Genomic DNA, 17,524 nt, shown 5'->3' with positions numbered 1-17,524 from the left:
TGTGCCGGGGAACCGAACCGGCCTAACGTGAGTCAAAGCGTGTGACTTCATTGGTGTGAGATTGGGGAGTTCGGCGTGTGGATCGATGAGACCGGCGGGGTTGAGCCCACCGACGCCACGACCTCCGACGGTGACCTGGAGATCACGGTCGACGGGCAGACCTACACGGCCGAAGAGAACATGGACCTCAACCACGACGGGGTCAACGAGACGGTCCGCCTCGACAACGCCGACGGCACGATCACCGCGTACGTCGACACCGACGACGACGGGCACGCCGACCAGTACGTGCACACCGACACCGAGGGTAACGTCGTCGAGCTCGCCCGCTACGACGAGACCACCGGCGACTGGATCGCCGACCACGACTCCGAGGCGGGCGAGCCGGACGCCACCGAGACCGGCCGCGCCGGCGAGATCACGGCCGACATGTCGGACGGCACCGTCGAGGTCGGCCCGGCCACTGTGGACAGCGACAACGACGGCACCGCCGACACCGCGGTCGTGACCGACGACCAGGGCAACACGCGCGTCTTCACCGACGTCGACGGCGACGGCCAGGCCGACGTGCAGACGATCATCGCGCCCGATGGCGAGACGACCACGTACCAGCACACCGGCCCCGGCGAGTGGACCGAGACGACGAACGGCTTCACCGCCGAGGTGCCGCCGGACAGCGACCAGCTGTGGGGCGGCGGCGCGCAGGCCGTGGAAGGGGTCGCGAAGATCGACTCCGGCACCGGCCAGTGGATCTCCCAGAACTGACTGCGCAGAACCGAACTTCCCGAACTGACCGGTAACCCCGGCGAAATCAGGCCCCGGTCGTCCCTGGCGGACGGCGGGGCCTGATCGCGTTTCCGGGCAAATCGCCCACCCCCGATATCGGCGAGATCACGCGCAAGCCGAAGAACTTTCTCCGCTACGCCGGTTCAGCGATATCTGAATCGATTCCCTGATCGTTCTTGTGAGAGAACCGACAGGTCAGGCCTCGGTTACCGGCCGTCCATCCGGCTACTCTCGGGGAATCCCAGTATTTCCAGCACACCGGTAGGGCAGCCGGTGTGCGAAGCCATTCGGTCGCAGGCGACGGAGCGCTTCCCCGGACCAGGTTCCGGGCTGGCGTTCCTGCCGTCGAAGTCAGGAGAAGGAATGACTGCAGTAGCCATCCCGGGACTGGACAAGGCGCCGACGTCGCACAGCGGTGTGCTTGCGTGGGTACGGGAGGTCGCCGAGCTGACCACCCCCGACCGAGTGGTGTGGTGCGACGGCTCCGACGAGGAGGCCGAGCGCATCAACAACGAGCTGGTCGAGGCCGGCACGTTCGTCCCGTTGAAGGCGAAGCCGAACTCCTTCTGGGCCGCCTCGGACCCGAGCGACGTCGCGCGGGTCGAGGAGCGGACCTTCATCTGCTCCGAGAACGAAGAGGACGCCGGGCCGACCAACAACTGGATGCACCCGGACGAGATGCGCGCCACCATGACCGAGCTCTACCGGGGCTGCATGCGTGGCCGGACGATGTACGTCATCCCGTTCTGCATGGGCCCGCTCGGTGACGAGAACCCGAAGCTGGGCATCGAGGTCACCGACTTCGCCTACGTCGTGGCGTCGATGCGGGTGATGACCCGCATGGGCACCAAGGCGCTGGAGAAGTTCGTCAAGGAGGACGGCACCGAGCGCGAGTTCGTGCCCGCCCTGCACTCGGTCGGCAAGCCGCTGGAGCCGGGCGAGAAGGACGTCGCCTGGCCGTGCAACGACACCAAGTACATCTCGCACTTCCCGGAGAGCCGGACGATCTGGAGCTACGGCTCGGGCTACGGCGGCAACTCGCTGCTGGGCAAGAAGTGCTACTCGCTGCGCATCGCCTCCGTCATGGCCCGTGACGAGGGCTGGCTCGCTGAGCACATGCTGATCCTCAAGCTGATCTCGCCGGAGAACAAGGCCTACTACGTGGCGGCCGCGTTCCCGAGCGCGTGCGGCAAGACCAACCTCGCGATGCTGCAGCCGACCATCCCGGGCTGGCGCGCCGAGACCATCGGCGACGACATCGCGTGGATGCGGTTCGGCGAGGACGGCCGCCTGTACGCGATCAACCCCGAGTTCGGCCTGTTCGGCGTAGCGCCCGGCACCGGTGTGAAGACCAACCCGGTGGCGATGAAGACCATCGAAGCGGGCAACACCGTCTTCACCAACGTCGCGCTGACCGACGACGGCGACGTGTGGTGGGAGGGCATGACCAAGGAGCCGCCCGCGCACCTCACCGACTGGAAGGGCCGCGACTGGACCCCCGAGTCGGACGAGCCCGCCGCGCACCCGAACTCGCGGTTCTGCACCCCGATCGCGCAGGTCCCGACGCTCGCGCCGGAGTGGGACGACCCGAAGGGCGTGCCGATCTCGGCGATCCTGTTCGGTGGCCGCCGCGCCACCACGGTCCCGCTGGTGACCGAGGCCCGCGACTGGCAGCACGGCGTGTTCATGGGCGCCACTATGTCGTCCGAGAAGACCGCGGCCGCTGCGGGCAAGGTCGGCGAGGTGCGCCGCGACCCGATGGCGATGCTGCCGTTCCTCGGCTACCACGCCGGCGCGTACTTCCAGCACTGGCTGGACACCGGCAAGAACGCCGACGCCGCGAAGCTGCCGAAGATCTTCTACGTCAACTGGTTCCGCCGTGGTGACGACAAGCGGTTCCTGTGGCCGGGCTTCGGCGAGAACTCGCGGGTGCTCAAGTGGATCGTCGAGCGCCTGGAGGGCCGCGCGGGTGCGGTGGAGACCCCGGTCGGCCTGGTGCCGCGCGCCGAGGACCTCGACCTGGACGGCATCGCCGAGCCGATCGAGGACGTCCAGGAGTCGCTCGCGGTCAAGCCGGAGGAGTGGCGCCAGGAGATCCCGCTGATCGAGGAGTGGTTCGCCAAGATCGGCGACCGGGTGCCCTCCAGCCTGCACGACGAGCTGGCGGCCCTGAAGCAGCGCCTCGGCTGATCGCCTGACGCGAACACGGGAGGCCACCCCTGGCGACGGGGTGGCCTCCCGTGCTTTTGTCGGAACATGCTGGGGATGCGCTTCGGCGTGAACATGGTGGAGCCCGGATCGCGGGCGGAGTTTCGTGGACAAGGTGCGGCGGGCCGAAGACCTCGGGTTCGACGTCGTGACTGTGGCCGACCACCTGGGGATGCCGGCGCCGTTCCCGGCGCTGGTGCTCGCCGCGGAGGCCACTTCGACGGTGCGGCTGGGCACGTTCGTGCTCAACGCGCCGTTCTACCACCCGCCGTGCTGGCGCGGGACGTCGCGACGACCGACCAGTACAGCGGCGGCCGCCTGGAGCTGGGGCTCGGCGCGGGGTACGTGCGCGAGGAGTTCGAGGCGGCCGGGCTGCCGTGGCCGGGGCGCCGGGTCGACCACGTCGAGCGGACGGTGGTGGAGCTGCGCAAGCTGTTCGCCGACCCCGAGCACCAGCCGCGGCCGGCGCAGGACGGCGGTCCGCCGCTGATGCTGGGCGGCTGGGGCGACCTGATGCTGACGCTGGCCGCCGAGCACGCGGACACGATCGCGCTGACCGGCGCGCCGACGGCGAAGGGCGGTGGGCTGGTCGGCCTGGCCGGCGTGGACGCGTTCGCGGAGCGGGTGTCGTTCGTGCGGTCACGGCTCGGCGGCCGCACGGCGGAGATCAACGTACTGGTGCAGATGGTCGTGGTGACCGACGACCGCCGCGCCGCGCTTACCGACCTGGAGCGGTTCGCGCCGGACATGAGCGTCGACGCGATCGGCGAGCTGCCGACGCTGCTGGCCGGCCCGGTGCCGGAGATCGTCGCCCAGATCGAGCGCATGCGGGAGCAGTTCGGGATCACCTACGTGTCGGTGCTGGAACGCAGCCTGGACGCATTCGCCCCGGTACTAAAACACCTGAAGTAACCCGCGCCCCCCACGCCGCCCCGCGCCGCGAGTCCCACGTTCCGCCGCGCGAGTCCCACGCTCGGCGCCGCGAGTTCCCCGCTCAGTGCCGTGAGTTCCCCGCTCCGCTGCGCGAGTTCGCCGTCAGCCGGTCGGTACGCCGGTGATCGCGTCGCGCAGGGCGTCCAGTGGCAGCCCGACGGCGTCCGCGAGCGCGACCACCGTGAAGAACGCCGGCGTCGGGATGCGGCCGGTTTCGATCTTCCGCAACGTCTCGACCGAGACGCCTGCCTCCAGCGCCACCTCGGCCATGCTGCGGGAACCCCGCGCGGCTCGCAGTACGGCACCGAGACGCTCGCCGCGTTCGCGTTCGGCTTCGGTCAGCGGGACTCGCACCATGTCCACAGTCTATCCGCCCACCTGTCCCCAGCCTGTGGATAACTCTGTGCACAGGCTGGGGACTACCAGAAGAAAAGTGGCGTGAAAACCGCCGGAACGGCAACTCTCCTGGTGTGTCGCACGTCTCACTGGGTACCAGTCGGAGAGGAGGCCGCCATGTTGCTGGCCGGCGGTCTGATGTTCGTGTTGACCCTCGTCTACCTGGTGCTGTGCGCCTGCACGGGCCGGTTCCGCGAGCTGAAGGAAGAACTGAAGAACCCCGCCGAGAGCGAGCCCGGCGGGGTTCTGAAGACCGAGAACTAGGCGGTCGGGTCAGGCAGCGGCATACCAGGCAGCGTCTGGTCCCGCGGCGCCACCCCGTCCACGAGGAAGTCCTCCACAACCTTGTCCACCGCCGCGTTGCCCCCGGCGTAGATCCCGTGGTCACCCTCGCCGGTCACGGTGATCATCCGCGAGCCCTTGAACGCGCGGTGCGCGCGCTCGGCGCCCTCGATCGGCGTCGCCGGGTCGTGCGTCGACTGCACCATCAGCACCGGCGGGACGCCCCGGCCGTCCAGGACCGGCAGCGGCTCCGGCTTGTTGTTCCAGAAGATGCACGGCTGGATCAGCCATCCCCAGCCCAGCAGCGGGTACTGCGGCCCCAGCTGCGCCGACTGCCGCACCGCCGTGTTCCGGTTGCCGAACCACGGGCCCTCGTTGCACGGGATCGTCCAGAAGCTCGCGTCGTAAGCGTCGTCGTAGTCGGTGGGCACCACCAGTGGCTGCGGGCCGACCGCATCGGTCACCGCCTTCACCTGGTCCAGCAACGCGGTCTGCTGCTGGGCCGACGCGGTGCCCTGCGTCAGGTTCCGCACGTTGACCAGGTAGTCGGCGAGTTCCGGGAAGTACCGCTTGTTGTACAGCTCGGAGGCGATGAACGAGTCCAGCGCGTTGGCCGACAGCTTGGTCCCGTCGACCTCGACCGGGTTCTGCGTCAGGGCGTAGCGCACCTGCTCGTACGTCTGCCGGGCCACCTCGGCGGTCGTGCCGAAGTGGTACAGGCTGTCGTAGGACGCCATCCACGGCAGGAAGTCCTCCCGCCAGCGCCGCTCGAAGCCGAGCGGCTGCCAGTCGAACGACTTCTGCCAGGTCGTGGTGAACTCGGTGTTCGAGTCCAGCACGAACTTGCCGGTGCGGTTCGGGAAGGCCTGCGCGTAGTGCGCGCCCATCCAGGTGCCCGCCGAGTAGCCGACCCAGTTGATCTTCTGCCGCTTCAGCAGCACGCGCAGCAGGTCGAGGTCGTTGATCGTCTGCCGGGTGTTGATGAACGGCCCGAGGTCGCCGGACTTCACCTGGCACGAGTCGGCCGCGTACTCGGTGGCGTCCAGGATCAGCTTCAGGTTCTCCCGGCTGCGGTCCCGCGGGTCGAGATCGCTGCCGGTGCCGATCGCGCCGCCGCAGGTGATGTTCGTGCTCTTGCCGGTGCCGCGCGGGTCGAACCCGATGATGTCCTGGTGCTCGCGCACCCGCGTCTGGTTGCGCAGCCGGGCCGGGAACATCCGGCCGGGCGCGCCTGGCCCGCCCGGGTTGACGAACGTGCTCTCCGTCGCCTCGCCGGTCGCCTTGAGCCTGCTGACCGCGATCGTCACGTCGATGCCCTGGTTCGGCGCCGACCAGTCCCGCGGCGAGAGGTAGGTGGCGCACTCGATGCCCTCGGCGCCGGAAGGCGGGGTCTGCCCCGACAGCTCGTCGGGCGTGCAGGTGTGCCAGTTCAAGGTCTGGAGGGCGTAGCGATCCGGGATGCCTGTCGAGTTCAGTGCCGGCCCGGCCGGCGCCGCGATCGCTGGTGTGCCCGCCGCCAGCAGGGTGCCGGCCAGAGCCGGGATCACCACCGCCCAGCGCGTCCGTGTCATGCTCGCCCCTTCGTCACTAGCCGCCCGCGCGCGTACCCGCGGCGGGCCTATTCATATCGGCAGCGCGGGGGCCGGGCAACCTGCGTTCGTCTGGTGTTGCCCTGATCAAATCGATATTCGCCGGAGCGTGACGGCGAGTGGCCCAGGATCTAAGGTCAAGCCGCCCTATCCCGTCCAAGTGAGGTCACATGTCTGGCAAAGCTGCCGGGAAGGTCACCGGGCTCCAGATCAGCCCGTGGAACCTGATCCTGCTGTTACCACTGCTGATGCTCGTCACGCCGTGGTTCAACTTCGACAAGCCGCGGGTGCTGGGACTGCCGTTCTTCTACTGGTACCAGTTCCTCTTCGTGTTCGTCGGTGTCGTGTCCGTGGCGGTCGTCTACGTCATGACGAAGGGGAAGCCGGTAGTGACGGGCAAGCCGGACCGGCTCGCCGCCGAAGAGCTGGACGAGGGTGAGAAGTGATGGCACTGGCACAGGCGCCCGGCAGCGGGCTGCAGTGGGTGGAGCTGAGCGTCTTCGTCCTGCTGTTCCTGGTGGTCAGCGTGATGGGCTTCGTCGCGTCCCGCTGGCGCGCGGCGGCCTCGCTGGACCACCTCGACGAGTGGGGCCTCGGCGGCCGCAAGTTCGGCTCGTGGATCACCTGGTTCCTCGTCGGCGGTGACCTCTACACCGCGTACACGTTCGTCGCCGTGCCCGCGCTGGTGTTCGGCGCCGGCGCGCTGGGCTTCTACGCCCTGCCCTACACGGTGATCCTGTATCCCATCGTCTTCCTGCCCGCGCTGCGGATGTGGTCGGTGTCCCGCTCGCGCGGCTACGTGACGCCGGCCGACTTCGTGCGCGGCCGCTACGGCTCGCCGACGCTGGCGCTGCTGATCGCGATCACCGGCATCGTCGCGACCATGCCGTACATCGCGCTGCAGCTGGTCGGCCTGGAAGCGGTGCTGCGGACGATGGGGCTCAACGGCGGCGGCATCGCCGGTCACCTGCCGCTGCTGATCGCGTTCCTGGTGCTCGCGCTCTACACCTACCAGTCGGGTCTGCGCGCGCCGGCGCTGATCGCGTTCGTCAAGGACGGCCTGATCTACATCGTCATCCTGGTCGCGGTGTTCTACCTGCCGTCCAAGCTCGGCGGCTGGTCGCACATCTTCGACACGAGCGCGCAGGCACTGTCGCAGCCGAACCCGAACACCGGGAAGCCGAAGGGCTCCATCCTGCTGACCGGCACCAACCAGCTGCAGTACATCACGCTGGCGCTGGGGTCGGCGCTGGCGCTGTTCCTGTACCCGCATTCGCTCACGGGTGTGCTCGCCTCGCGCGGCCGCAACGTGATCAAGCGGAACATGATCGCGCTTCCCGCGTACTCGCTGCTGCTGGGCCTGCTCGCGTTGCTCGGTTACGTCGCGCTGACCGCGGGCGTCAAGCCGATCACCAACGCGGCCACCGGCAACGCCGACTCCAACACCGTGGTGCCGGTGCTGTTCGACACGCAGTTCCCGTCGTGGTTCGCGGGCATCGCCTTCGCCGCGATCGGCGTCGGCGCGCTGGTGCCTGCCGCGATCATGTCGATCGCCGCGGCGAACCTGTGGACGCGCAACATTTACAAGGAGTACCTGAAGCGGGACGCCACCCCGTCGCAGGAGGCCAAGCAGGCCAAGATCGCTTCGCTGGTCGTGAAGTTCGGCGCGGTCGCGTTCATCCTGTTCATCGATCCGCAGTTCTCGATCGACCTGCAGCTCATCGGTGGCGTGCTGATCCTGCAGACGCTGCCCGCCGTGGCGATCGCGCTGTACACGCGGTGGTTCCACCGGCTCGGTCTGATCGCCGGGTGGGCCGTGGGTATGGCGTGGGGTATCGCGATGCTGTACAGCATCCCGAACCCGAACACCAAGCGCGCCCACTTCGGTGGCTCCGCGCTGCCGCTGAAGGACCTGTCGATCTTCGGCTGGCACCCGTTCCCGGGCTCGATGGTCCAGATCTACCCGGGTTTCGTAGCGCTGATCGCGAACCTCGTGGTGGCCGTGATCGTCACGGTGATCGCCCGGAGCCTGAAGATCTTCAACGGCACCGACGACACCGAGGGCACGGATTACCACGCCGACGAGCACGACAAGGACCTGCGCCCCATCGGCGCAGCCCACTAGGAGGAAGACGTGGACAGCCGGTTCGGTGTCACGGAGCTGGAAGACCTGCCCGAGGACCTGCGGGAGCGCATCGGCGTGATCGCGGAGAAGTCGGGGTTCGTGCCGAACGTCTTCCGGGCGCTGGGGCACCGGCCGGCTGAACTGCGCGCCTTCCTCGACTACCACGACGCGCTCATGGAACGCTCCGACGGCCTGAGCAAGGCCGAACGGGAGCTGGTCGTGGTGGCGACGTCGGGGGCGAACCACTGCACGTACTGCGTGGTCGCCCACGGCGCGATCCTGCGGATCCGCGCGAAGGACCCGCAGCTGGCCGACCGGGTCGCCACCAACCCGTGGCAGGTCGAGCTGGACGAGCGGGGCCGCGCGATCGTCGACCTGGCGCTCGCGCTGGCCCGCAAGCCCGAACTTTTCGGGGAGGCCGAGATCGAGGCCGCCCGCAAGGCGGGGCTGACCGAGGACGAGATCTGGGACGTCGGCGCGATCACCGCGTTGTTCGCGATGTCCAACCGGCTGGCGCACCTGACCGCGCTGCGGCCGAACCCCGAGTTCTACGCGATGGGCCGCGATCAGAAGCGGTAGAGCGATTCGTGCAGGTCGCGCTGGATCTCGTATTTGCGGAGCAGGCGGCCGAGCAGCCGGGCCCACCACTTCGCCGGGTGCCGGTAGGCGCGCACCCACAGCGGCGGGATGCGGTCCGGGATGCGCGGGTCGGCCTTCGGGCGGAACTTGTCGCCGGTGAGGACGACGGTCGGGTGCCCGCGCGGGCACGCGGTGGTCACTGAGATGACGCCGGGCGTCAGGTTGTGCACCCACTCCACCTCGTCGATGCCCATCAGGGTCCGGGTGTCGCAGGTTTCGCAGTAGACGACGAACACGTGGTCACAACTCCCGCCGCCAGGTCTCGCCGACGAGGTCGTGACCGAAGCTGTGGTGGGGTTGCGAGTCGACGAGTTCGAACCCCGCCCGCCGGTAGATGTGCCGCGCGGCGACCAGGACGCTGTTGGTCCACAGTTCCATCGCGGTGTAGCCGTGTGCCCGCGCGAAGGCCAGGCACTCGTCCACGAGGCGCTTGCCGACGCCGTGCCCGCGGGCGTGCGGTTCGACGAGCAGCAGGCGCAGTTTCGCGGTCTTGTCGTCAGGTCCGCGGACGCAGAACACGCAGCCGACGCGTTCCCCGCCCAGCTCGGCGATCCACCCGGCCTCGCGGGCCGGGTCGTGGTGGTCCACGTAGTCGGCGATGATCCGGGCGACGAGCGCCTCGTAGGTGGCGTCCCAGCCGTACTCCTGCGCGTAGATCGCGCCGTTGCGCTGCACGACCCAGCCGAAGTCGCCGGGCCGGGGCGGGCGCAGCACGAGCGCCGGGGCGGGTTCGCGTTCGCCGACGAGGTGGCGGATGGTGCGCATGGACGTGACCAGGCGGTGCTGGTCGTCGTCGGTGAGGCGGCTGAGGAGCTGGCCGATCTGTTCGACGGTGCGGTCCTCGAGGACCTGCTGCTCGGCGCGGCCGGCCTCGGTGAGCCGGACGAGCTGACGGCGGCCGTCGGTCTCGTGGCGCTCGCGGACCAGCAGGCCGCGGCTTTCCAGCCGGCCGAGCAGGCGGCTGGCGTACCCGGCGTCCAGGTCGAGGCGGCGCCGCAGCTCGGCGACCTCGGTGACGCCCTCCTGGGCGAGCTCGTAGAGCACGCGGGCCTCGCCGAGGGAGTAGTCGCTGCCGACGAGGCCTTCTTCGAGGACCCCGATGAGGCCGGTGTAGAGCCGGTTGAACGCGCGGACCTGGGTGATGCGGTCGAGCAGTGGCAGGCTGTTCATTGACCACCTCAAGAAACTCGTTGACTGAGTCAAACAGTACTCGGGTGGAGGTGGGCCGCAAGTGGTTTATCGAGGTGGGAACCCGGGAATTGGAAACCCCGTGATGCTGCCAGGTCGGGGGTCCGCCAGCATCACGGGGTCATCTGGGGTATCGCCACTTCCCCTGGTGGCGTTACAACCTGATCTATTTGTGGCCTAGCTCACGCTTCAGCGCAAGTTGGACTGACGCGCCTGGGCGATGGCGATCAGCTCCTGGCGGACCGTCACGGAGCCGGCGGTGTCGATCGCGCGGCTCAGCGCCCGGCGGGTGCGCGCCTCGGCGCGACGAGCTCGGAGCTTGGCGGCGATGTTGCTCATCGGTGTTCGCATCCCTCATGCATCTCGGTGGCTGTGCTTCCAGTATGCACCTTTTTTCACAAGGTCGCCAACGATTATCCGGTGAGCTAGCGCACTAGCCTACGAATCATCGGAAACGGTGCGATCTTGCGGAAGATCGCTAAATCTAGCTTGATCACTAGAAAGCGGTAGAGACTGCCAGATGCGGTTGCCCACCCGAGCGGCGAAAAAGATCGGCTTCAGTCGACGGCGCGGCTGAGCAGGTAGTGCCCGAAGTGTGGCACGGTGAAGGCAATGTGCCCGCGTTCGGCGGAGTACACCAGCCCCTTCTTCATCAGCGAGTCCCGCGCCGGGGACAGTGACGAGGGCTTGCGGCCCAGGTAGACGGCCACGTCGGAGGTGCCGGCGCTCTCGTCCCGGCCCTGGGTCAGCTCCGCCATCGCCCGCAGGTACTCGCGCTCCGCCGGCGTCGCGCGTTCGTAGCGGGAGCCGAAGAAGCCGACCGCCAGTTCCTGCTCGGCCTCCGGTGCGGCGACCTGGACGTCCTGCACGGTGATCGGGTCGTCCGGCGCCGCGTCCCAGGCCGCTTTCGCGTAGGCCTGGATGAAGTACGGGTAGCCGCCGGAGGCGTCGAACAACGCGTCGAGCGCCTCGGGCTCGATGCCGGCGTCCTCCCGCTCGATCGGCGCCAGCACGGCCCGGTCGGCCTCTTCCCGGTTCAGCCGGTCGATGCGCACGTACCGGAACAGCCGCTCCGAGTAGGACTTCGACGCCGACAAGACCGCGGGCACGTGCGGCAGCCCCGCCCCGACCACCACCAGCGGCGCGCCCGACTGGGACAGCTCGTGGCAGGCCGCGCACAGCGCCGACACGTCGTCCGCCTGCAGGTCCTGGATCTCGTCGATCAGCAGCGCCACGCCGGTGCCGACGTCGGCGGCCAGCTCGGCCACGTCGGTGAACAGCTCGACCAGGTCGATCTCGATGTCCCCGGAATCGGCACGGCCCTGCGCGGCCGGCACGTCGATGCCAGGCTGCCACCGGTCCCGCGGCTTCGCGTCCGCCTTGCTCGACCGCAGCGCGAACGCCTTCAGCACGCCGAGGACCTCTTCGACCCGGTCCGGCGCCCGGTGCCGCACCGCCAGGTCGCGGATCGCTCGGTGCAGCGCCGCCGACAGCGGCCGCCGCAGCTCCGCGTCCGGACGCGCCTCGATCTTGCCCGCGCCCCACTTGTGCTTCACGGCCATCGACCGCAGCTCGCCGAGCAGCACGGTCTTGCCGACGCCCCGCAGCCCGGTGAGCACGAGACTGCGTTCCGGGCGGCCACGGGCGACCCGCTGCAGCACCACCTCGAACGCGGTCAGCTCGCGTTCACGGCCCGCCAGCTCCGGCGGCCGCTGTCCCGCGCCTGGCGCGAACGGGTTGCGGATCGGGTCCACTCTGCCAACGTATCGGCGCGTCTAGCGCGATCCCGATATTTGGGGAGATTCCGCTACCGGCGTGTCGCTACCCGGTTATAGGGCTATCTAGCTGGCGAACTAGAAAACGTTAGGGATGAACAGACGCGGGAATGGGTAGATCCTCGACGTGACATGTCGCATCCGAGGAAGGCGAGGATCGTGATCTTGCGTCGACTGGCCCGCCCCATGCTGGCGAGCATCTTCATCTACGGCGGCATCAACGCCCTGAGGCAGGCCGAGGGGCACGCCGAGGCGGCCAAGCCCGTGCTCGACAAGGTCGGCGAGCAGCAGGACAAGCTGCCCGACGCGCTCCCGACCGACCCGGTGAGCCTGGTCAAGATCGACGCGGGGGTGAAGATCGCGGCCGGCACCCTGTTCGCGTTCGGCAAGTTCCCGCGGCTGTCCGCGCTGGCGCTGGTCGGCAGCCTGGTGCCGACGACCGTCGCCGGTCACCCGTTCTGGGAGGCCAAGGACCCGCAGCAGAAGCAGGAACAGCTGATCCACCTGCTCAAGAACGCCGGCCTGGCCGGTGGCCTGCTGATCGCGGCCGCCGACACCGAGGGCAAGCCGTCGCTGGGCTGGCGCGCCCGCCGCGCCGCCGAAAAGGCGAGCAAGCAGGCCCAAAAGGCGACCGAGAAGGCGAGCAAGCAGGCGCACAAGGCGTCGAAGCAGATCCAGTCGACCGCCGCGTCCGCCCGCGACGTCCTGCCGGTGTGACGACGAAGGGCCACCCACGCCGTGGGTGGCCCTTCGCGGTCACTTCTCCAGGATCGCCGTGATGCCCTGGCCGCCCGCGGCGCAGATCGAGATCAGGCCCCGCCCGGAGCCCTTCTCGTGCAGCAGCTTCGCCAGCGTCGCCACGATGCGGCCGCCCGTGGCCGCGAAGGGGTGGCCCGCCGCCAGCGACGAGCCGTTCACGTTCAGCTTCGACCGGTCGATCGGCCCGAGCGGCGCGTCCAGCCCGAGCTTCTCCTTGGCGAACGCCGGGCTCTCCCACGCCTTCAACGTCGCGAGCACCTGGGAGGCGAACGCCTCGTGGATCTCGTAGAAGTCGAAGTCCTGCAGCGTCAGGCCGGCCTTCGCCAGCATCCGCGGCACCGCGTACGCCGGGGCCATCAGCAGGCCCTCGCCGCCGTGCACGTAGTCCACCGCCGCGGTTTCCGAGAACGTCAGGTACGCCAGGACCGGCAGCTTCCGCGCGGCGGCCCACTCCTCGGTGGCCAGCAGGACGGTCGACGCGCCGTCGGTCAGTGGGGTCGAGTTGCCCGCGGTCATCGTCCCGTCGGGGCCGCCGAACACCGGCTTGAGCTTGGCCAGCTTCTCCGCGGTCGAGTCCGGCCGCAGGTTCTGGTCGCGGGACAGCCCGAGGTAGGGCGTCACCAGGTCGTCGAAGAACCCGCGCTCGTAGGCCGCGGCGAGGCGCTGGTGGCTGGTCGCGGCGAGGACGTCCTGCTCCTCGCGCGAGATCTCCCACTCCTTGGCCGTCAGCGACGCGTGCTCGCCCATCGACAGCCCGGTACGCGGCTCGGCGTTGCGCGGGATCTCCGGCACGATCTGGCCGGGCCGCAGCTTGGTCAGCAGCCTGAGCCGCTGGCCCACCGTCTTCGCGGAGTTGAGCTGCACCAGGATGCGGCGCAGGTCGTCGTTCACCGCGAGCGGGGCGTCCGAGGTGGTGTCCACGCCGCCGGCGATCGCCGAGTCGATCTGGCCGAGCGCGATCTTGTTCGCGACGTTGACGATCGCCTGCAGCCCGGTGCCGCACGCCATCTGGACGTCCGCGGCCGGGGTCTCCGGCGAGAGCTTGCTGCCCAGCACGCTCTCCCGGGCCAGGTTGAAGTCACGCGCGTGCTTGAGCACGGCGCCCGCGGCGACCTCACCGATGCGCTCGCCCTGCAGCGCGAAGCGGCTCACCAGGCCGTCCAGTGCGGCGGTGAGCATGTCCTGGTTGGACGCGTTGGCGTAGCGGCCGTTCGACCGCGCGAACGGGATGCGGTTGCCGCCGACGATGGCGACGCGACGAACGTCCATCAATTCCTCCCACTGCGGTGGTGAGCCTCGAATGACAGTGTAACCTACTCACGAGTAGGTAAGCTCGGTAAGGAGGCACGTCATGGCCGACCGGTATCAGCAGTTCACCAAGACGCCGATCGGGAAGTTCCTGGTGCCCAAGCTCGGGCTGCCCAACCCGCCGGTGCTGCGCCGCTACCGCCCCGGCCAGCCCGCCCTCGATGGCCCCGCACTTTTCGGCGCCGCGCCCGGTGGACGGCTCGAAAAGCCCGTGCAGAACCAGCTCGCGGCGGCCGGCATCACGGTGCTGACCGAGCCCGCGGGCGGTGACCAGCGCTACGGCGGCCTGGTGTTCGACGCCACCGGCATCACCGACCCGGCGCAGCTGCGTGAGGTGTACCTGTTCTTCCACCCGGTGATCCGCAAGATCGGCTACTGCGGCCGGGTCGTCGTGCTCGGTACCCCGCCCGAGCTGGCCGACGGCCGGGAGCGGATCGCCCAGCGCGCGCTCGAAGGGTTCGTCCGCTCGGTCGGCAAGGAGCTCAAGCGCGGCGCGACCGCCCAGCTCGTCTACGTCGCGCCCGGCGCCGAGGAGGCCGCCGAGTCGACCCTGCGGTTCGTGTTGTCGGCCAAGTCAGCGTTCGTGGACGCCCAGGTGATCCGCGTCGGCGCCACCGGCACGCCGTCGGTGCCCGCGATCGAGAACTGGGAGAAGCCGCTCGACGGCAAGGTCGCCCTGGTCACCGGCGCGTCCCGGGGCATCGGCGCGGCGATCGCCGAGGTGCTCGCCCGCGACGGCGCGCACGTGGTCGGCCTGGACATCCCGGCGCAGGGCGGCGAGCTGTCCGAGGTCGCCAACAAGGTCGGCGGTTCCGCACTGCAGATGGACATCACCGCCGCGGACGCGCCGGACAAGCTGGCCGCCTACCTGAAGGAGCGGCACGGCGGGGTCGACATCGTCGTGCACAACGCGGGCATCACGCGCGACAAGACGCTCGGCAACCTCACCGAGGGGGCCTGGGACGCGGTGATCACCGTGAACCTGGCCGCGCAGCTGGCGGTCAACGACAAGCTGCTGAGCGAGAAGGTGCTCCGCGAGAACGGCCGCATCATCGGCGTTTCGTCGATCGCGGGCATCGCGGGCAACGTGGGCCAGACCAACTACGGCACCAGCAAGGCCGGCGTGATCGGCATGGTGCAGGACGGCGCGCCGAAGCTCGCCGAGTTCGGCGCCACGATCAACGCCGTCGCGCCCGGGTTCATCGAGACGAAGATGACCGCGGCGGTCCCGCTGTTCATCCGCGAGGCCGGGCGGCGGCTGTCCAGCCTCGGCCAGGGCGGGCTGCCGGTCGACGTCGCCGAGACGATCGCCTGGTACGCCAACCCGGCGTCGGCCGCGGTGAACGGCAACGTGGTCCGCGTGTGCGGCCAGGCTCTGCTGGGGGCGTGATGACGGTCAAGGAACTCCGCGAGGCGCCGAAGCTGGCGCCGTTGTACGCCAAGGCGTTGCTGCCGCACAGCGGTGGCGGCGGCCTGCCGGACACCGAGTACGTGCGCACGGGCGTCGAGTTCGACCCGGCGCACGTAGCGGCCTACAACCAGGTCTGCGGGTTCCGGTTGAGCGACGAGCTGCCGGTGACCTACCCGCACATGCTCGCGTTCCCGCTGCAGATGGCGCTGATGACCCAGCCGGACTTCCCGTTCCCGCTGCTGGGCATGGTGCACGTCGCCAACCGCATCACGCAGCGCCGCCCGGTGCGGCTGACCGACACCGGCACGGTGCGGGTGCGCGCGGAGAACCTGCGGCCGCACGAAAAGGGCCGCCAGTTCGACGTGATCAGCGAGTACACCACCGCCGACGGTCCGATTTGGACAGAGGTGAGCACGTACCTGCGGCGCGGCGGCGGCGAGGGCGGCGGGAAGCGCGAGCAGCTCGCGCCGCCCGCGCCAAAAGCCATCTGGCGCGTGCCCGCCGACATCGGGCGCCGCTACGCGCAGGTCTCCGGTGACCGCAACCCGATCCACCTGCACCCGCTGACCGCGAAGCTGTTCGGGTTCCCGTCGGCGATCGCGCACGGCATGTGGACGAAGGCGCGTGTCCTCGCCGCGTTCGAGGGCAGGCTGCCGGACGCCTACACGGTCGACGTGAGGTTCAAGCTGCCCGTGCTGCTGCCGGCGAAAGTCGCGTTCACGTCGTGGCAGACGGGCGACGGGTGTTACAGCGGCACGAAGCGCCTCGATGAGGGGCGGAGGTCGGGTGGCGGGTGGGCATTCGAGCTGTGGGCGGCGAAGAAGCCGAAGCCGCACCTGGAGGGGACGATCACTCCTCCGGACGCCACACCGAACCCTCGATGAGGTCGTTGAAACCCAGCCACACCAGGTTCATCAGCCACGACGCGAGCACGCCGTCCGACACCTCGGAGTGATCGAGCCACCAGTCGGCCAGCGATTCGGCGGCTCCGACGAGCGCCACGGCGAGGGCCGGGCCGGAGAACTCGGCCCGGTCCCCCAGGCCCTTCTTCATGCCCGCGGTGACCACGAGCGCGGTGACCACCTCGATGGCGCGCGAGCGCAGCATGGTGATCTCGTCGGCGAACCGGCCGCCGACGGTCAGCGCCTGGCGGTGCAGCACCGTCCAGGAGTCCCGGTACTCGGCGACGAAGCGGTAGAACGACCGCAGCCCGTGCCACAGCTGCATGTCCGGCGGCAGTTCCGAGCGCAGTCCGTCGCGGACCGCCTCCAGCAGGCGGCCTGCCTCCCGGCGGATGCACTTGGCGAACAGGTCCTCCTTGGCGCCCAGGTAGGAGTAGATCATCGGCTTGGAGACGCCGGCGACCTCGGAGATCTCGTCCATCGACGCGGAGTGGTAGCCGTGCCGGGAGAACACCTCCACGGCGGCGTCCAGGATCTGCCGTTCTCGCACGGCTCTGGGCAACCGCCGCGAGCGCGGGGTCTTCACGTCTTCCGTCACGCCGACCTCCTTCACGCCGAAACGCTACCTCCTCACCCCTTCGCCGGTAGAATCTCCGCCTGTGTCCGGCACAGTGGTCGACGCGTTCGCCCGCCAGATCGATCTGAGCAGGCTGTCCGCGGAGCAGTTCATCCAGCTGCTCGAAACTCTGCACATGCTGGGGTCGGCCGGGACCGGCGTGCACCTGAGCGGGCTGTCCACGGAAACGCTCGCCGACGTCGTGCGGCGCGCGTCGAAGGAGCAGCTACGGGCGATCAGCGAGCACCCCGAGCTGCGGATGGTGTTCCTGGAGGAGATCTTCCGCCGGATGTCGGACCACTTCCTGGCGGAGAAGGCGCGGTATTCGAGCGTCGTGGTGTGCTGGCGGTTCCCGGGCGGTTCGGGGATCGGCGGGTACGACCGGTTCCAGACGGTCATCGAGGACGGCCGGTGCCACTCGGGGAAGGACCTGGGTCGCGAGCCGGACACGACGATCACGATCGCGCCGGACGACTTCTTCCGCGTGGCGACGGGCAACGCCGCGGTGGCGGCGATGTTCGTGACCGGGAAGGTCAAGGTGAAAGGCGAGTACGCGCCAGCGGTGCGGCTGTCGGGCTACTTCGACATTCCCCGAGTCGGGTAGAGC

Annotated in this window: 18 protein-coding genes and 1 pseudogene; 11 read left to right on the top strand and 8 right to left on the bottom strand. The window is 69.3% G+C overall.

The annotated features are described in order from the left end of the window. Positions 1-75: 75 nt before the first annotated feature. The 3 genes and pseudogenes from AMETH_RS34885 (at position 76) to AMETH_RS34875 (ending at position 3,906) form a co-directional block, all read left to right on the top strand. The gene (locus AMETH_RS34885; protein ID WP_017985843.1) at positions 76-765 is read left to right on the top strand and encodes a DUF6802 family protein; all 690 of its coding nucleotides are present in this window, start codon (positions 76-78) and stop codon (positions 763-765) included. A gap of 384 nt (positions 766-1,149) precedes the next feature. Continuing rightward, complete coding sequence (locus tag AMETH_RS34880; RefSeq protein WP_017985842.1) at positions 1,150-2,976, top strand: phosphoenolpyruvate carboxykinase (GTP); 1,827 nt, start codon at positions 1,150-1,152, stop codon at positions 2,974-2,976. Between the two features lie 124 nt (positions 2,977-3,100). Continuing rightward, positions 3,101-3,906, top strand: a pseudogene (locus AMETH_RS34875) (TIGR03621 family F420-dependent LLM class oxidoreductase). A gap of 123 nt (positions 3,907-4,029) precedes the next feature. Here the strand turns inward: AMETH_RS34875 and AMETH_RS34870 are convergent. Beyond that, positions 4,030-4,284: a helix-turn-helix domain-containing protein gene (locus AMETH_RS34870; RefSeq protein WP_017985840.1), complete on the bottom strand. Its 255-nt coding sequence runs from the start codon at positions 4,282-4,284 to the stop codon at positions 4,030-4,032. Positions 4,285-4,440: 156 nt separating this feature from the next. Between AMETH_RS34870 and AMETH_RS38910 the strand changes: the two genes are divergently transcribed. Further along, a complete protein-coding gene (locus AMETH_RS38910) occupies positions 4,441-4,587 on the top strand; it encodes a hypothetical protein (RefSeq protein ID WP_017985839.1) in 147 nt (48 codons plus the stop codon). On the opposite strand, the gene AMETH_RS34865 is transcribed toward AMETH_RS38910, so the two are convergent. Next, complete coding sequence (locus AMETH_RS34865; protein WP_017985838.1) at positions 4,584-6,176, bottom strand: alpha/beta hydrolase; 1,593 nt, start codon at positions 6,174-6,176, stop codon at positions 4,584-4,586. The two genes, AMETH_RS38910 and AMETH_RS34865, sit on opposite strands and share 4 nt — an antisense overlap. Before the next feature lie 188 nt (positions 6,177-6,364). On the opposite strand from AMETH_RS34865, the gene AMETH_RS34860 reads away from it, so the two are divergent. Genes AMETH_RS34860 through AMETH_RS34850 form a run of 3 tightly spaced genes read left to right on the top strand, consistent with a single transcriptional unit; the run spans position 6,365 to position 8,898 of the window. Next, on the top strand, positions 6,365-6,640 hold the full coding sequence (locus AMETH_RS34860; protein WP_017985837.1) for a DUF3311 domain-containing protein: 276 nt from the start codon (positions 6,365-6,367) through the stop codon (positions 6,638-6,640). Further along, on the top strand, positions 6,640-8,319 hold the full coding sequence (gene mctP / locus AMETH_RS34855) for a monocarboxylate uptake permease MctP (RefSeq protein ID WP_017985836.1): 1,680 nt from the start codon (positions 6,640-6,642) through the stop codon (positions 8,317-8,319). Before AMETH_RS34860 ends, mctP begins: the two co-directional genes overlap by 1 nt. 9 nt (positions 8,320-8,328) lie before the next feature. Continuing rightward, entirely contained in the window at positions 8,329-8,898 is a 570-nt protein-coding gene (locus AMETH_RS34850) for a peroxidase-related enzyme (RefSeq protein ID WP_017985835.1), read from the top strand. Here the strand turns inward: AMETH_RS34850 and AMETH_RS34845 are convergent. The 4 genes from AMETH_RS34845 to AMETH_RS34835 form a co-directional block, all read right to left on the bottom strand. After that, positions 8,886-9,194 carry a hypothetical protein gene (locus AMETH_RS34845; protein ID WP_017985834.1) on the bottom strand — a complete coding sequence of 103 codons (309 nt, stop codon included), beginning with the start codon at positions 9,192-9,194 and terminating at the stop codon, positions 8,886-8,888. The two genes, AMETH_RS34850 and AMETH_RS34845, sit on opposite strands and share 13 nt — an antisense overlap. A gap of 4 nt (positions 9,195-9,198) precedes the next feature. Further along, the gene (locus AMETH_RS34840) at positions 9,199-10,128 is read right to left on the bottom strand and encodes a bifunctional helix-turn-helix transcriptional regulator/GNAT family N-acetyltransferase (RefSeq protein ID WP_017985833.1); all 930 of its coding nucleotides are present in this window, start codon (positions 10,126-10,128) and stop codon (positions 9,199-9,201) included. Between the two features lie 207 nt (positions 10,129-10,335). Next, the gene (locus AMETH_RS38905; protein ID WP_017985832.1) at positions 10,336-10,485 is read right to left on the bottom strand and encodes a hypothetical protein; all 150 of its coding nucleotides are present in this window, start codon (positions 10,483-10,485) and stop codon (positions 10,336-10,338) included. Positions 10,486-10,703: 218 nt separating this feature from the next. Continuing rightward, the gene (locus AMETH_RS34835; RefSeq protein WP_017985831.1) at positions 10,704-11,900 is read right to left on the bottom strand and encodes an ATP-binding protein; all 1,197 of its coding nucleotides are present in this window, start codon (positions 11,898-11,900) and stop codon (positions 10,704-10,706) included. Between the two features lie 207 nt (positions 11,901-12,107). On the opposite strand from AMETH_RS34835, the gene AMETH_RS34830 reads away from it, so the two are divergent. After that, a complete protein-coding gene (locus AMETH_RS34830; RefSeq protein ID WP_017985830.1) occupies positions 12,108-12,638 on the top strand; it encodes a DoxX family protein in 531 nt (176 codons plus the stop codon). A gap of 39 nt (positions 12,639-12,677) precedes the next feature. Here the strand turns inward: AMETH_RS34830 and AMETH_RS34825 are convergent, their stop codons facing one another. Then, the gene (locus AMETH_RS34825) at positions 12,678-13,949 is read right to left on the bottom strand and encodes an acetyl-CoA C-acetyltransferase (protein WP_017985829.1); all 1,272 of its coding nucleotides are present in this window, start codon (positions 13,947-13,949) and stop codon (positions 12,678-12,680) included. A gap of 82 nt (positions 13,950-14,031) precedes the next feature. Between AMETH_RS34825 and AMETH_RS34820 the strand changes: the two genes are divergently transcribed. Next, positions 14,032-15,378 carry a 3-oxoacyl-ACP reductase gene (locus AMETH_RS34820; RefSeq protein WP_017985828.1) on the top strand — a complete coding sequence of 449 codons (1,347 nt, stop codon included), beginning with the start codon at positions 14,032-14,034 and terminating at the stop codon, positions 15,376-15,378. Further along, complete coding sequence (locus AMETH_RS34815) at positions 15,378-16,283, top strand: MaoC family dehydratase (RefSeq protein ID WP_017985827.1); 906 nt, start codon at positions 15,378-15,380, stop codon at positions 16,281-16,283. The genes AMETH_RS34820 and AMETH_RS34815 overlap by 1 nt, the downstream gene beginning before the upstream one ends. Here AMETH_RS34815 and AMETH_RS34810 read toward each other — a convergent pair. Continuing rightward, complete coding sequence (locus AMETH_RS34810; RefSeq protein WP_017985826.1) at positions 16,249-16,914, bottom strand: TetR/AcrR family transcriptional regulator; 666 nt, start codon at positions 16,912-16,914, stop codon at positions 16,249-16,251. The two genes, AMETH_RS34815 and AMETH_RS34810, sit on opposite strands and share 35 nt — an antisense overlap. A gap of 46 nt (positions 16,915-16,960) precedes the next feature. Between AMETH_RS34810 and AMETH_RS34805 the strand changes: the two genes are divergently transcribed. After that, positions 16,961-17,521, top strand: coding sequence for an SCP2 sterol-binding domain-containing protein (locus tag AMETH_RS34805; protein ID WP_017985825.1), 561 nt, complete (start codon positions 16,961-16,963; stop codon positions 17,519-17,521). Positions 17,522-17,524 lie beyond the last annotated feature (3 nt).

It is taken from the genome of Amycolatopsis methanolica 239 (assembly GCF_000739085.1).
Lineage (GTDB): Bacteria > Actinomycetota > Actinomycetes > Mycobacteriales > Pseudonocardiaceae > Amycolatopsis_E > Amycolatopsis_E methanolica.
Note: the sequence above shows the minus strand (reverse complement) of the source record. Positions and strands in the feature narration are given on the sequence as shown.

Excerpts from the sequence above, each read along its gene's own strand:
- AMETH_RS34840 (WP_017985833.1), bottom strand. The coding sequence starts at position 10,128 with ATGAACAGCCTGCCACTGCTCGACCGCATCACCCAGGTCCGCGCGTTC.
- AMETH_RS34815 (WP_017985827.1), top strand. The coding sequence starts at position 15,378 with ATGACGGTCAAGGAACTCCGCGAGGCGCCGAAGCTGGCGCCGTTGTAC.
- AMETH_RS34820 (WP_017985828.1), top strand. The coding sequence starts at position 14,032 with ATGGCCGACCGGTATCAGCAGTTCACCAAGACGCCGATCGGGAAGTTC.
- AMETH_RS38910 (WP_017985839.1), top strand. The coding sequence starts at position 4,441 with ATGTTGCTGGCCGGCGGTCTGATGTTCGTGTTGACCCTCGTCTACCTG.
- AMETH_RS34830 (WP_017985830.1), top strand. The coding sequence starts at position 12,108 with ATGCTGGCGAGCATCTTCATCTACGGCGGCATCAACGCCCTGAGGCAG.
- AMETH_RS34860 (WP_017985837.1), top strand. The coding sequence starts at position 6,365 with ATGTCTGGCAAAGCTGCCGGGAAGGTCACCGGGCTCCAGATCAGCCCG.
- mctP (WP_017985836.1), top strand. The coding sequence starts at position 6,640 with ATGGCACTGGCACAGGCGCCCGGCAGCGGGCTGCAGTGGGTGGAGCTG.
- AMETH_RS34880 (WP_017985842.1), top strand. The coding sequence starts at position 1,150 with ATGACTGCAGTAGCCATCCCGGGACTGGACAAGGCGCCGACGTCGCAC.
- AMETH_RS34825 (WP_017985829.1), bottom strand. The coding sequence starts at position 13,949 with ATGGACGTTCGTCGCGTCGCCATCGTCGGCGGCAACCGCATCCCGTTC.
- AMETH_RS34865 (WP_017985838.1), bottom strand. The coding sequence starts at position 6,176 with ATGACACGGACGCGCTGGGCGGTGGTGATCCCGGCTCTGGCCGGCACC.
- AMETH_RS38905 (WP_017985832.1), bottom strand. The coding sequence starts at position 10,485 with ATGAGCAACATCGCCGCCAAGCTCCGAGCTCGTCGCGCCGAGGCGCGC.
- AMETH_RS34870 (WP_017985840.1), bottom strand. The coding sequence starts at position 4,284 with ATGGTGCGAGTCCCGCTGACCGAAGCCGAACGCGAACGCGGCGAGCGT.